We start from the raw sequence: 14,236 nt of genomic DNA, 5'->3' as shown, positions 1-14,236 counted from the left end.
TCAATAGTTGCAATGAATATAGGTGGCGCGTTGCCAAGCAAAGCGTTTGAAACCCTGCCAAATATTTATTTGGTGGGGCCAATGGGGGCGGGAAAAACAACAGTTGGTCGACATTTAGCCGAGTTGTTAGGGCGAGACTTTCTTGACAGTGATCATGAAATTGAGCGGAAAACTGGTGCGACCATTCCCTGGATTTTTGAGAAAGAAGGGGAAGCTGGATTTCGACTACGTGAAACCAATGTGTTAAATGAACTCACTACGCGCTCCGCACTGGTTTTGGCCACGGGTGGTGGAGCGGTTACTCAATCTGCGAATCGAGAGTTCCTTAAACAACGTGGTATTGTTGTCTATCTTTATACACCTGTAGAACTTCAGCTACAGCGAACCTATCGTGATAAAAACCGTCCATTATTACAAGTCGAAAATCCAGAACAAAAACTACGAGAGTTATTGACTGCACGTGATCCTTTATATCGTGAAGTTGCACATCATATTATTGAGACAAATCAGGGTGCTGCACGTGATTTAGCACAACGGATTCTCCAAATTATTTTATCTCGGTCCGTCAAGTGATTCTTTTAGTGGTTTAATTATATGCAAACATTATATGTTGAGTTAGGTGAGCGTCGTTATCCGATTTTTATTGGCAGTCATTTAGATCCTGAAAAATTACTTAAACCTTATCTCCATGGTCGACAAGTGATGCTGGTTTCAAATACAACAGTGTCGCCTCTATATATGCAGCATTATGTGGACGCATTGAGTGCTCTGGATAAACAGGTTGCACAATGTATATTGCCTGATGGTGAGCAATATAAAGATATTCAGCATCTAAACCTGATTTTTGATGGATTGCTTGAAGCTGGCTTTAACCGAGATTGCACCGTATTGGCTTTGGGTGGTGGTGTGATTGGAGATATGGCTGGTTTTGCATCGGCCTGTTTTCAGCGTGGGGTAAATTTCGTTCAGGTACCGACCACCTTATTGTCCCAAGTGGATTCAAGCGTAGGCGGTAAGACAGGAATTAATCATCCACTTGGCAAGAATATGCTGGGCGCTTTTCAACAGCCTCAAGTCGTATTGGCAGATATGGCCCAATTGGATACTTTGCCTGACCGTGAACTTTCTGCAGGTTTAGCTGAGGTGATTAAATATGCCTTGTTGGGTGATGTGGATTTTCTGGTCTGGTTGGAGCAGAACATGGATGCATTGCTAGGACGTGATGCCAACCTGCTGGCGGAGGCGGTATATCGTTCCTGTGCACATAAAGCCAGGATTGTCGCCAATGATGAAAAAGAACAGGGTGAGCGGGCACTATTAAATCTGGGTCATACCTTTGGTCATGCGATTGAGTCCTATCTAGGCTATGGAACCTGGTTGCATGGTGAGGCCGTTGCAACAGGTATGGTGATGGCGGCGGATTTGTCCCATCGCCTGGGCTGGATTTCAGCTGAAGATGTGCAGCGTACAAAAAATATCATTCAACGTGCCAATTTACCGATATCATGTCCAAAAATTCCATTAGAAGATTTTCTGGCTTATATGTCACATGATAAAAAAGTCTTAAATGGTCAGTTGCGCCTGGTTTTACTTAAGAAATTGGGGCAGGCTGTCATCACCAAGGACTTTGATATTGAGCTCATGAAGCAATCCATTCTTGCGAATCAATCTGCATAATTAAACATTTGGGAAAAGCATGGCTGTGTCACGATCAATCTGGCAAAATATTCAACAGTACAGTTGGCTGGTTTTTGCGCTGGTTTGTTTAATTGCCGCATTGGTTTTTTGGGCGATTACAGATAATAAAGCGTTGGTAGAGGTTGAGCAGCCAGCTAAAACTGAAGCGCAGGTGCAGATTCAGCCAGAGAAAGTTGCTGCGACCGCCCATTTGGGAGCCTTTTCTGATGAGGTAAAACCATTGGACTTAACCACACGGGTGGTGGTGTCTAATGAGCATGCGCCTGAATTTCGTGGCACAAAGTTTATCAAGGAAAATCAGCGTCAATGGACCATGGAAATTTTCCGTAGTTCAGATGAGGCGATTGTGAAGAATTTTCTTTTAAGTCGTCCTGATCGGAAAAAATTCATTTATTTTCGTTTGAGTGGGCAGGACCAGGCTGAGCAGTACGTTCTGGCTTATGGAATATTTGCGAATTCAGAAGATGCCAACCGTCAATTTACACAGTTGAATCTGGTTTTACCCGAATCCATTCAACCAAAAGCACAGCAGTTATCGGCCTACGCCGATTTTGTAAATGATTTGGGTTCTGATGAGTTAAAATCTGCTGCAAACCAATTATATGCAATTCAATTAAAACCAGTAGCCCTTCCAAAAGTTGATGAAACTCTGCTGATTGGTGCCAACACATCACAAAAAACAGTGTTGGCTGGGGGGGAGCGGACATTAAGCGACCCAACGACAACCGTGAAAACGACAGTGATACAACGTGATGCGCAGGGGAATGTTGTAAATGTAAAACAGAGTCAGTCTGCAGCTCAACCTATTTCCAGTTCTGAAAAATTAAAAGAAAATTCAGATTCCGAGAGAAGAGAGGTCAGTGATCCATTCAACTAATTTTGCACCAATATGAAACAATATTGATTCTTTTTATGGCACTGTGATTTTTTTTGGTGCAATTTCATTTCTTGGTGTTTAGGGCTTAGTTTCTATAATTTAAAGTTATTTTAATTTTTTTAATGATTTAGTAAATTTTTATTTTTTTGGCATATTTTTTGCTTTCTTATGATGCTAATTTGTCTACTCATTACCCTTTTTTGTGCAAAAAGATTCATTAATTGAGTGAAATAGAAAGTTTTTTATACTTTACAAGTATTTGTTAAAGTGTAATAACTGAAAACACTTTATATAGTGAAATACGCTGATTCTTGCATAAGAAAGACGTATATTTGCAAATCCGCCAGTGAAAATGTTTTTTTGCGAAGCATTGAACTTTAAATGAGTTAATCGACAATATCGCAGAAAATGAATTGATTGTTTGTTGCTCGAAAGAGCCATGTTGAAAGAAGGGTACGCTATGCACATGCCATCGCCTAATACTGTAGCTCCCGCTCAAGGTCTATATCAGCCTGATGAGTTTAAGGATAACTGTGGTTTTGGTCTGATTGCCCATATGAAGGGTGAATCAAGCCATCATCTGGTCGAAACCGCGATTCACAGTTTAAGTTGCATGACGCACCGTGGTGGTATTGCCGCAGATGGTAAAACGGGAGATGGGTGCGGATTGCTATTGGCTATGCCGAAACAGTTCTTTCGTGACGAAGCTCAGAAGTTAGGTGCTAATCTTACTGAGATTTTTGCTGCGGGTACTGTATTTTTAAATATTGACCCTGCTTTAGCTCAAAATGCCAAAAATATTTTAAATAAAGAAATTGCAGCAGAAGGTTTAACGGTTGCGGCGTGGCGTGTTGTACCAACAAATAATGATGCTTTAGGTGAAATTGCATTACAATCACTTCCAGCATTTGAACAAGTTTTAGTTAACTGCCCAATGGGTTTGACTGAAGTTGAATTTAACCGCAAGTTATTTTTAGCTCGTCGCCGTGCAGAACAACAATTACAAAACGACCCATTATTCTATGTCACCACTTTGGCGACCACAGTCATCAGCTATAAAGGCTTGATGATGCCAGCAGCGATTGCTGACTTCTATACCGACTTGGCTGATGAGCGCTTAAAATCACATATCGTGGTATTCCATCAGCGTTTCTCGACCAATACTTTGCCACGTTGGCCATTGGCACAACCATTCCGTTACCTTGCCCATAATGGTGAAATTAATACCATTACAGCAAACCGTAACTGGGCTTTGGCACGTACGCCTAAATTTGAAAACCCATTATTGCCAGGTTTAACTGAGCTTAATCCGATCGTAAACCGTACTGGTTCGGATTCATCAAGCCTAGACAACATGCTTGAAATTCTTGTGGGTGGCGGAATGGACTTATTCCGTGCGCTACGTATGTTGGTTCCACCAGCATGGCAGAATGTTGAAACTTTAGATGCTGATCTACGTGCATTCTATGAATTCAACTCTAAGCACATGGAAGCTTGGGATGGTCCAGCAGGTTTGGTGATTCAGGATGGTCGTCATGCCATCTGTATGCTAGACCGTAATGGCTTGCGTCCAGCGCGTTGGGTCATCACTAAAAATGACTACATCACACTTGCATCTGAGATCGGTGTATGGGGTTATGAGCCAGAAGATGTGGTGTCTAAAGGTCGTGTTGGTCCTGGTCAAATCCTAGTGGTTGATACATTGACTGGCAAAGTGCTAGATACCAAAGATGTCAGCAATCATCTTAAGAACATGCGTCCATACCGTGAATGGTTGCGTGATCATGCGATTCGCTTACAGGCCAATCCCCAGCTTGAAGAACAACTTTTGGATCAAGGCCTTACAGGGGATAAGTTAAAAGCAGCACAAAAAATGTTTATGGTAACATTTGAAGAGCGCGATCAACTGTTACGTCCTATCGCAGAAAGCGGTCAGGAAGCTGTCGGCTCAATGGGTGATGATACCCCAATGGCAGTATTGTCTCGTCAAGTGCGCCATGTTTCTGACTATTTCCGTCAGCAGTTTGCTCAGGTCACCAACCCGCCAATCGATCCATTACGTGAATCGATTGTGATGTCATTGGAAACTTGTTTAGGTCGTGAACAGAACGTGTTCGAGCAAGGTCCAGAGCATGCCGACCGCATCATTATTTCCAGTCCTGTATTGTCTAATTCAAAAATGCAGCAGCTTCGCGATGTTGAAAAAGAGCGCGAAGGCTATGGTGTGGTTGATATTGATCTGAACTATGCTGAAGCTGAAGGCTTACAAGCAGCGATTGCCCGTATTTGTGAAGAAACTGCGCAAGCGGTTCGTGATGGCAAAACCTTAATCGTATTAACGGATAAAAAGTTCCGTGAAGGTTTCTTGCCTGCAAACTCGGCATTGGCAACAGGTGCGGTACATCATCACTTGATTAAAACGGGTTTGCGTACTGATGCGAACATTTTGGTTGAAACAGGTTTTGCCCGTGATCCGCACCAATTTGCAGTATTACTTGGCTTTGGTGCGACAGCAGTTTATCCCTACTTGGCATACGATGTGATCAATGACTTGGTTGCCAAAGGTGAGTTATTGGGTGACCCAATCCATGCACAAGCGAATTTCCGTAAAGGGATTGAGAAAGGCTTATTGAAAGTACTTTCTAAAATGGGGATCTCAACAGTTGCCTCTTATCGTGGTGGTCAGTTGTTCGAAGCGGTTGGTCTTTCTTCTGAGGTGGTCGATAAATGCTTCCTTGGCGTACCAAGCCGTATCCAAGGGGCTACTTTTGCTGACTTGGAAAATGACCAGAAAAAATTGGCAAGCACAGCTTGGTCAAATCGTAAACCAATTGATCAGGGTGGTTTGCTCAAATTCGTATTCGGTAAAGAGTATCATGCGTTCAACCCTGATGTGATTAACTCATTGCATAAGGCGGTTCGTTCAGGTCAATATCAAGACTTTAAAGAATACGCTGAGCTAGTAAACAACCGTCCAGTTGCTACGATTCGTGACTTATTCAAGTTAAAAACAACCGATTCGATTGCGATTGATCAAGTTGAAACGATTGAAGAGATTCTACCTCGTTTTGACTCTGCGGGCATGTCTTTGGGTGCATTATCTCCAGAAGCACATGAAGCAATTGCAATTGCGATGAATACGATTGGTGGTCGTTCGAACTCTGGTGAGGGCGGTGAAGATCCTGCACGTTACGGCACGATTCGTAACTCAAAAATCAAGCAGATTGCATCGGGTCGTTTTGGTGTAACACCAGCGTACTTAACTTCTGCTGAAGTTTTGCAGATTAAAGTGGCACAAGGTGCAAAACCAGGTGAGGGTGGTCAGTTACCAGGTGGTAAAGTGAATGGCTTAATTGCACGTTTACGTTACTCGGTGCCAGGTGTGACTTTGATTTCACCACCGCCACATCATGACATTTACTCAATTGAAGATTTGTCTCAGTTGATCTTTGACTTGAAGCAAGTCAATCCTCAAGCGATGGTATCGGTAAAACTAGTATCTGAACCAGGTGTAGGAACAATTGCGGCAGGTGTGGCAAAAGCTTATGCTGACTTCATTACCATTTCTGGTTATGACGGTGGTACAGCAGCATCACCACTTTCATCGATTCACCATGCGGGTTCACCATGGGAATTAGGTTTAAGTGAAGCGCATCAAGCACTTCGTGTAAATGATTTGCGTGGTAAGGTTCGTGTACAAACTGATGGTGGTTTAAAAACAGGTCTGGATGTAATCAAAGCAGCAATTTTAGGTGCTGAAAGCTTTGGTTTTGGTTCTACACCAATGATCGCCTTAGGTTGTAAATACCTGCGTATCTGTCACTTAAACAACTGTGCAACGGGTGTTGCAACTCAGCAAGACCATTTACGTCAAGAGCACTATATTGGCGAACCAGAAATGCTGATCAACTTCTTCAAATTTATTGCAGAAGAAACACGTGAATGGTTAGCTGCTCTAGGTGTTGCATCACTCAAAGATTTGATTGGTCGCGTTGATTTGCTTGAAGTTTTACCAGGAGAAACTGAAAAGCATGCGCATCTTGATCTTAGTGCTTTATTGACTTCACATCCATCTGCTGAAGGCAAAGCTCAGTATTGCCAAGTTCAAGGTAATGCACCATTTGATAAAGGTGTTTTAGCTGAGAAAATGGTGGCTGAGATGTTGCCAGCAATTGAAGCAGGTACAGGCGGTTCATTTAATTTCACCGTAGGTAACTGTGATCGTTCAATCGGCGCACGTATTTCAGGTGAGATCGCTCGTCGTTATGGCAACTTGGGTATGGAAAACAGCCCAGTGGTGATGAATCTTGTTGGTACAGCGGGTCAGTCACTTGGTGTTTGGAATGCTGGTGGTCTGCATATCAAACTTGAAGGTGATGCAAACGATTACGTGGGTAAAGGTATGGCGGGTGGTCGTGTGTCGATCTTCCCACCAAAAGGTTCGCCGTTCCAAACGCAAAATACTGCAATCATCGGTAACACTTGTTTGTATGGTGCGACTGGCGGTAAGTTATTTGCTGCGGGTACTGCGGGTGAGCGTTTCGCTGTTCGTAACTCAGGTGCTTTTGCAGTCATTGAAGGTGCTGGCGATCACTGCTGTGAATATATGACAGGTGGTGTGGTCACTGTCTTAGGTAAAGTTGGTCATAACTTTGGTGCGGGTATGACAGGCGGTTTCGCTTATGTCCTTGACCTTGATAACGACTTTGTTGACTACTATAACCATGAGTTGATTGACTTAAATCGTATCTCTACCGAGTCGATGGAAGATCATAAAGAAAACCTCCTCCGTATTCTTGATGAACATATTCAAGAGACAGGAAGTGCTTGGGCATACAAAATCCGTAATGAGTTCGACTTCTATAGTCGTAAGTTCTGGCTTGTAAAACCAAAAGCTGCTAATTTGCAAACGCTTTTGAAAACAACCCAAGCTGATCCACAATAATTCCACGACTGCAAAGACATAGGCAGGTGCAGAGATGAGAGACATCGCTGCGCCTACCCACGGAGAGAGACATGGCAGAACGCCTCAATAATGACTTTCAATTTCTGGATGTACCACGTCAAGATCCAGAGAAAAAAGATATTACTGTCCGCAAAGCAGAGTTTGTGGAAATTTATAAACCTTTTACAGCGGAAGTGGCTGCAAACCAGGCTCACCGCTGTTTAGGGTGTGGTAACCCGTATTGTGAATGGAAATGCCCAGTACATAACTACATTCCAAACTGGTTAAAGCTGATTGCAGAAGGTCAAATTTTCCAAGCGGCCGAACTTTGCCATCAAACCAATACCTTGCCAGAAGTATGTGGTCGTGTATGTCCACAAGACCGTTTATGCGAAGGTGCTTGTACTTTAAATGACGGCTTTGGTGCAGTCACGATTGGTAATGCTGAAAAATATATCAACGATACTGCCTTTGCTTTAGGCTGGCGCCCAGATATGTCTGGCGTTAAATGGACGAATAAAAAAGTTGCCATCATTGGTGCGGGTCCAGCAGGTTTAGGCTGTGCTGATATTCTTGCCCGTGGCGGTGTGAAACCAGTGGTATTTGACAAGCGCCCTGAAATTGGTGGTTTACTTACATTTGGTATTCCAGAATTTAAAATGGAAAAAGATGTAATGAAACGTCGTCGTGAAATCTTCACGGGGATGGGTATCGAATTCCGCTTAAATACTGAAATTGGTGTTGATGTCACGATTGAACAACTTCTTGCTGAATACGATGCCGTGTTCATGGGGATGGGAACCTATACCTACATGAAAGGTGGTTTCCCTGGTGAAGATCTTGATGGTGTTTACGATGCCCTAGATTTCCTGATTGCGAATGTAAACCGTTGCCAAGGCTGGGAAAAAGATCCAAGTGAATACATCAGTGTAGATGGCAAAAAGGTGATTGTTCTGGGTGGTGGTGATACTGCAATGGACTGTAACCGTACTTCATTACGCCAAGGTGCACATGATGTGACCTGTGCTTACCGTCGTGACGAAAGCAACATGCCGGGTTCTGCACGCGAAGTGAAAAATGCCTATGAAGAGGGCGTGAAATTCCTGTTCAACCGTCAGCCAATTGAGGTTGTTGGTGAAAATGGTAAGGTGACTGGTGTTAAGGTTGTCACTACACAGATGGGTGAGCCTGATAGCCGTGGTCGTCGTAGCCCTGAGCCAATTCCTGGTTCTGAAGAGGTTTTACCAGCTGATGCAGTATTACTTGCTTTCGGTTTCCGTCCAAGTCCAGCGGACTGGTTTGGTTCAGCCAATGTAAGTTTAGATGGTTCAGGTCGTGTGGTTGCGGCAGAACAGCAAGAATTTAAATTCCAGACATCTAATCCAAAAATCTTCGCAGGTGGAGATATGGTGCGTGGTTCTGATCTGGTTGTGACTGCAATTTGGGAAGGTCGCCAAGCAGCAGAAGGTATTTTAGATTACTTAGGTGTCTAATTAATCTTTTTGGTTTGATTGCGATAAAGCCTGCTTATGCAGGCTTTATTTTTTTTAGCTTATCTTTTTGGTAGTTTTAGCAAATCTTATAAGCTTTCCGCCCTGTCCCTGATCATTTTTTAGCATGATACTCGAAGACCAATCAGGAAATTGTGCAGGCAATCAAGATGGCTCTTGTAAATGTAAATTCAGAGAAAATTATTTAAATCTTCCCAATGCATTGGGGGTTACAGTACAACGGTTACAGTTCTCCGATGATTCTATGCAATGATATAAAGATTTCAACAAATAAATGTTACACAGAGAACAAAAATCACATTACAATGAATTATTGAAAAATATAAAGAAAAACCTGAGGATAAATTTTTATGAAAGTGATCAAACAAACTGCGCTCGCAACTGTATTGGCAAGCACCTTATTGTTCACAGGCTGTGGCTATAACACCTTGCAGGTGAAAGATGAGGCGGTCAATGCTTCCTGGTCTGAAGTACAAAACCAGTATCAACGTCGTGCTGACCTTGTGCCTAATCTTGTCAATGTAGTGAAAGGCTATGCCAAACATGAAGAGCAAGTCCTCACAGAGGTTACGCAAGCTCGTTCCAATGTGGCAGGTTTAAAAGTGGATAAAGAAGTTTTAGAAGACCCAGCGCTATTTGAAAAATATCAACAAGCACAAAGTCAATTGACAAGTGCATTATCTCGTTTGATTGCTGTTTCTGAAAATTATCCAGATTTAAAAGCCAATGAACAATTCCGTGATTTACAAGCACAATTGGAAGGTACAGAAAATCGAATCGCGGTTGCGCGTAACCGTTATATTACGACAGTGCAAGATTACAATTCATATGTGCGTCAGTTCCCACAAGCAATGACAGCAAAAGTGATTGGGATGAAAACCAAGGAAAACTTTAAGGCAGACTCATCTGCACAACAGGCGCCAACAGTTTCATTTAATTAATCGTTGAAATTGTTTTCGGCTTAGGAGGGGCGTATGTTGATCAAGTTAAAGCAAAAATTAAAATATGTTTTAACCATCATTTTTGCAATGCTTTGTTTTCAACATACAACCTGGGCTGAGACCGCCACTGCAACAGATCAGGGTGATCTAGTGGTTGCTGGAAAAATGATTCAGCAACATCAGCAACAAAATAAGTCATCGACAACCACAGAACAGCCTCCCGTACTACCTACAGTTGCCAATGATATGGCGGATGGGGAATCTATACGTGGTTTACCCACTTTAAACCAACCTGTGATTGATCAAGCTAAGATATTGAACGAGGCTGAAATCCAGCAACTCAATCAAAAAATTCTAGCCCTTTATCAACAAGGTAAAGCTCAAATTGGTGTCATTATTGTACCCACCACAGGTCAGGAAGCGATTTTTGATTTTGCTTTGCGTACAGGTGAAAAATGGCAATTAGGTTCTGCTAAACGTGATAATGGTTTGTTAATGGCGATTGCGATCAACGATCGTAAAATCCAGATATTGACAGGTTATGGCTTGGAGGGTGTATTACCTGATGTAGTACTCAGCCGCATTATTCGTGATCAAATTACACCTTATTTTAAACAAGGTCAGTATGCTCAAGGAATTTCAGCTGGGTTGGATGAAATTAGCCGTATCGTTAATCTTGATCCAGAGATCGCTCAACAATCTGCTCAAGAGCTCAAAGAGCGCCATGAGCAGGCAATTCAAGCACAACAAGCCAAAGATAATACGCTTACGATGGCGCTATTTATTTTAATTGCAGGGGTAATTGGTTCACTGATTGTTGGAAAACGCTTAAGTGCATCTACTGCGGCTGTGGCAGCAACGGTTGCGGGACTGGTTAATGGTGCTGGTCTGGTGATGAGTCTATTGCTTGGTGTGGGAATTTTCTTTCTATTGATTACTTCATTGGCCCAGCTTATTTTTCAAGCCTTTTTGTCAGGTGGTGGACGAGGGGGCAGAGGGGGAGGTTTTGGCGGTGGCAGCGGCGGTGGTTATAGTGGTGGTGGCGGCAGTTTTGGTGGGGGAGGAGCATCAGGCTCATGGTAACAAAAACAGATACAACACAGATTATTACCCAGCCTAAACTGGATGAGCATGTTCAACCAAGTTTAAAACGCTGGTTTAAACACTTCCTTTATATATCTTCTACGCATCGTTATTTCAATAAGCAAGATAGAATGCACATAGCCAACGCTGTGCAACAGGCTGAAAAAGGTCATGTCGGTGAAATTCAGGTAGTGATAGAGGGACATATTCCTTGTTCACAGGCTTATCATCAAAATACCAGATTACGTGCTCAGCAGCTATTTGCCGAATTAGGGGTATGGGATACTGAATTGAATAGTGGGGTTTTGCTTTATTTGAACCTTTGCGAGCGAAAAGTTGAGATTGTGATTGACCGTGGTTTAAAAAATGCAACACAAACTGAGACGTGGAATGAAATTTGCCAAAATATCGCTGTTACCTTGGCTCAAAAAGAATATTTGCGAGCTGTAATTAGTGGCGTGAATGAAATTGGTCAAGTACTGGATCAATACTATGTAAAAAATGATTTGTATGATGAAAATGAATTGCCTAATGAACCTATTATATTGAAATAAATTGGTTTTTTGTTATTGTTTTTCTTTTTGGAATGGATTGTAAATATACTGATCTGTATGTGGTAAGTTGTATCGAATAGCCATTTTTCTTATTCCGATAAACGGTTGATAAAAATTTTGATCTTTATTAAGAATTTTTTTGTGATTTGTTTCGCTCATTTTTACAACAATTAGAAAATAATCAAGATTAATACTCTCGAACATAAAGGATAAAGAGCTGAAGCTGACATTTTTTGTCATTTTATTTCTCCTTGTGTCAATATTGATTTATATGTGAGCAATCGAAAAATTGTTTAAGTCTCTGTTTTTTTGCGTTAAAATTGGCTAAGCTAAGGATTGGCATAGAACATGCTAAATACAAAGTAGCTCGAAAGGCTTATAAAAATTTATACATTGGAGAAATGTTATGAACACAATGCAAAAGGGTTTTACCTTAATCGATACTCCATAAGTGTCCATATAAAATGAACAATCCATAAGTAAGTCAATATGGACATAAAAATAATAAATTTGATATGAAGAATCAATATTATCTTTTTCTACTTTTTTCAATCTCCGTTTTTACTCATGCTCAAGAACTAGACTTAATTCAATATTCAGATATTTCATCAATTCCTCAAATTGTTTTGAAGCCAAAAATCCAAACAGAACTTCAAACATTGTTAAAGCATGATTACCCAAAATTCCAAGCTAATTTTGAACATTATTCAGCGCCTTATTTATTGAAAACAGACGAAGCTTTGTATTATGAAGGTAGGTCTGGAAGTAGTTTAGATGCTTCATCCACGATTGTGTTTAAAGATGGGCGATTGTTTGCTGCAATATATTTTGCCAATACCAAGACCTTAAAATACTTTAGCAACGATGCCAGTTGCTCAGAACAGTTACATCCCGCGATTCAAGTTTTTGTTCAGCAGCGTGAAATTCAAAGTATTGAGTATGTGACAGCAAGAGTGGAAAGTGATTTAAAATATCATTTTGGTTTAGCTGCTCAATGTGAGGCTTATATAGAAAAGATAAACAAGCGAAGTTTAAGAAAATGAGCAAGTTTTAGGGTATTTATAATTTAATTTGAACCTCATTGAGATGATTGATGACATGCTACGTTATCGAAGGGCTTTAATCATTAAGCTTGTATGATATTGTTAGATTTAAGGCTTAATCAGTAAAATTAGAGCTTGAGGTGATGCTATGACGTTATTGGAACAGCAGGCTGTACCAACGGTTGTGTTGGGAAAATCAGTACTTAGGGCTGCTAAACTGCTCTCCATTAGTCAGTCTCAGCTCGCAATAGTGCTAGATATGGATGTCGAGGCAATCACTCAATTGCAAAACCAACCTGAATTAGATCCAAATTCTAAACAGGGGAAATTAGCACTGTTGCTGATTCGTCTATATCAGGCTTTGCATGCTTTGACAGGCGGTGATCAGGCTGCGATGAAGATTTTTTTAACGTCCGAAAATAGAGTCACTAGCGGTATCCCAATTCATCAAATTGAAACGATGAGTGGTTTGATTTCTGTTCTTAATTTTGTCGAAGCCATTGTGTGACAATATACTCCTATGGACTAACTTATACTTAACTTGCACAAATTATGTTGTGTAACGTATATAACAAGTTGAAATTATTAAAAAATTGGATAAATAAAAATGCAATCGACTGAATTAAAACAATTACCAGACTGGTTATTAGAACAGTTACCTCAAATGACTGAACCAGCAATTTTATCACTGCGAGATACGAAACTTGTCGTCACTTATCCTGATCGTACGGAAACAATTCACGATAGCTTAAAAGACACACAACACCAGATCCATCATGTCAAACCGACAGATTTACAGATTCTACCAGAGGTTTATCAGTATTTTGGTGAGGATAAAGAAAATGGCGGCCTATTTTTTAAAACCTCTGAGCATCTTTCTAGTCGTTTGTTTGATGTGGTTCTAGGATTTTAGACCACGCCTATAAGTGATAATCTACTCCCCAATAAGCATGGGAAATGCTTGTTTTTGGAGTCAACCATGACACGAAGAAAACGTCGTAATCATTCAGCAGAGTTTAAAGTTAAAGTTGCTCTCGCAGCAATTAAAGGCGACCACACACTCGCTGAACTTTCTACTCAATTCGATTTACATCAAAACCAAATCATCGATTGGAAAAATCAACTGCTTGAGCAATCAGTCAATATTTTTTCACGACCAACAGCACAACAAGAACCAGAGATTGACCTCAAAGCTCTACATGCCAAGATAGGACATCAGGCATTGCAAATTGATTTTTTAGAAGGTGCGCTCAGAAAAATAGGGCAGCTGAGCGGCAAAAAATGATCGATAAGACCCATCAACTTTCGGTACGACAACAATCGCAATTGATTCAAATCAATCGCAGTACGTTGTATTACAAGCCCAAAGAGATTTCATCAACTGATTTGAGTTGGATGCGTCTAATCGATGAAATTCATCTCGACTACCCATTTATGGGCAGTCGAATGATACGAGATATGCTACAGCGTCAAGGGCATCAAATAGGTCGGCGTAAAGTCCGACGTTTAATGCGCTTGATGGGAATACATGCCTTGTATCCAAAACCCAATACCAGTAAGCCTAATCTTGCACACCGTATTTTC

General features: G+C 41.3%; 12 protein-coding genes and 1 pseudogene. 12 read left to right on the top strand and 1 reads right to left on the bottom strand.

The window, feature by feature from the left end; all coding sequences use genetic code 11:
* The first annotated feature begins 12 nt into the window (after nucleotides 1-12).
* From aroK to F967_RS01095, 8 genes are all read left to right on the top strand, one after another.
* A complete protein-coding gene (aroK, locus tag F967_RS14420) occupies nucleotides 13-573 on the top strand; it encodes a shikimate kinase AroK (RefSeq protein WP_004683407.1) in 561 nt (186 codons plus the stop codon).
* Nucleotides 574-594: 21 nt separating this feature from the next.
* Nucleotides 595-1,677: a 3-dehydroquinate synthase gene (aroB, locus tag F967_RS01125; RefSeq protein ID WP_004797672.1), complete on the top strand. Its 1,083-nt coding sequence runs from the start codon at nucleotides 595-597 to the stop codon at nucleotides 1,675-1,677.
* Between the two features lie 19 nt (nucleotides 1,678-1,696).
* Nucleotides 1,697-2,575, top strand: a complete 879-nt coding sequence (locus tag F967_RS01120; RefSeq protein WP_004797670.1) for a hypothetical protein — start codon at nucleotides 1,697-1,699, stop codon at nucleotides 2,573-2,575.
* Nucleotides 2,576-3,041: 466 nt separating this feature from the next.
* Nucleotides 3,042-7,520, top strand: a complete 4,479-nt coding sequence (gltB, locus tag F967_RS01115; RefSeq protein WP_171063061.1) for a glutamate synthase large subunit — start codon at nucleotides 3,042-3,044, stop codon at nucleotides 7,518-7,520.
* Between the two features lie 71 nt (nucleotides 7,521-7,591).
* Complete coding sequence (locus F967_RS01110) at nucleotides 7,592-9,013, top strand: FAD-dependent oxidoreductase (RefSeq protein WP_004678772.1); 1,422 nt, start codon at nucleotides 7,592-7,594, stop codon at nucleotides 9,011-9,013.
* 368 nt (nucleotides 9,014-9,381) lie between these two features.
* Nucleotides 9,382-9,972, top strand: coding sequence for a LemA family protein (locus F967_RS01105; protein ID WP_004678771.1), 591 nt, complete (start codon nucleotides 9,382-9,384; stop codon nucleotides 9,970-9,972).
* A gap of 33 nt (nucleotides 9,973-10,005) precedes the next feature.
* Nucleotides 10,006-11,055, top strand: a complete 1,050-nt coding sequence (locus tag F967_RS01100; protein WP_004797666.1) for a TPM domain-containing protein — start codon at nucleotides 10,006-10,008, stop codon at nucleotides 11,053-11,055.
* Nucleotides 11,049-11,609: a TPM domain-containing protein gene (locus F967_RS01095; RefSeq protein ID WP_004797663.1), complete on the top strand. Its 561-nt coding sequence runs from the start codon at nucleotides 11,049-11,051 to the stop codon at nucleotides 11,607-11,609. The genes F967_RS01100 and F967_RS01095 overlap by 7 nt, the downstream gene beginning before the upstream one ends.
* Before the next feature lie 12 nt (nucleotides 11,610-11,621).
* Here the strand turns inward: F967_RS01095 and F967_RS01090 are convergent, their stop codons facing one another.
* Complete coding sequence (locus tag F967_RS01090) at nucleotides 11,622-11,849, bottom strand: hypothetical protein (RefSeq protein ID WP_004797661.1); 228 nt, start codon at nucleotides 11,847-11,849, stop codon at nucleotides 11,622-11,624.
* Between the two features lie 275 nt (nucleotides 11,850-12,124).
* On the opposite strand from F967_RS01090, the gene F967_RS01085 reads away from it, so the two are divergent.
* From F967_RS01085 to F967_RS13425, 4 genes and pseudogenes are all read left to right on the top strand, one after another.
* Nucleotides 12,125-12,652: a hypothetical protein gene (locus tag F967_RS01085; RefSeq protein ID WP_004797659.1), complete on the top strand. Its 528-nt coding sequence runs from the start codon at nucleotides 12,125-12,127 to the stop codon at nucleotides 12,650-12,652.
* A 148-nt stretch (nucleotides 12,653-12,800) separates the two neighbouring features.
* Nucleotides 12,801-13,160: an antitoxin Xre/MbcA/ParS toxin-binding domain-containing protein gene (locus F967_RS01080; protein WP_004797656.1), complete on the top strand. Its 360-nt coding sequence runs from the start codon at nucleotides 12,801-12,803 to the stop codon at nucleotides 13,158-13,160.
* A 99-nt stretch (nucleotides 13,161-13,259) separates the two neighbouring features.
* Nucleotides 13,260-13,565: a hypothetical protein gene (locus F967_RS01075; RefSeq protein WP_004797655.1), complete on the top strand. Its 306-nt coding sequence runs from the start codon at nucleotides 13,260-13,262 to the stop codon at nucleotides 13,563-13,565.
* Between the two features lie 66 nt (nucleotides 13,566-13,631).
* Nucleotides 13,632-14,236: pseudogene (locus F967_RS13425) on the top strand (IS3-like element ISAcsp5 family transposase); the annotation flags it as partial.

Origin of the sequence: Acinetobacter sp. CIP 102637 (assembly GCF_000368425.1) — a bacterium.
Lineage (GTDB): Bacteria > Pseudomonadota > Gammaproteobacteria > Pseudomonadales > Moraxellaceae > Acinetobacter > Acinetobacter parvus.
Note: the sequence above shows the minus strand (reverse complement) of the source record. Positions and strands in the feature narration are given on the sequence as shown.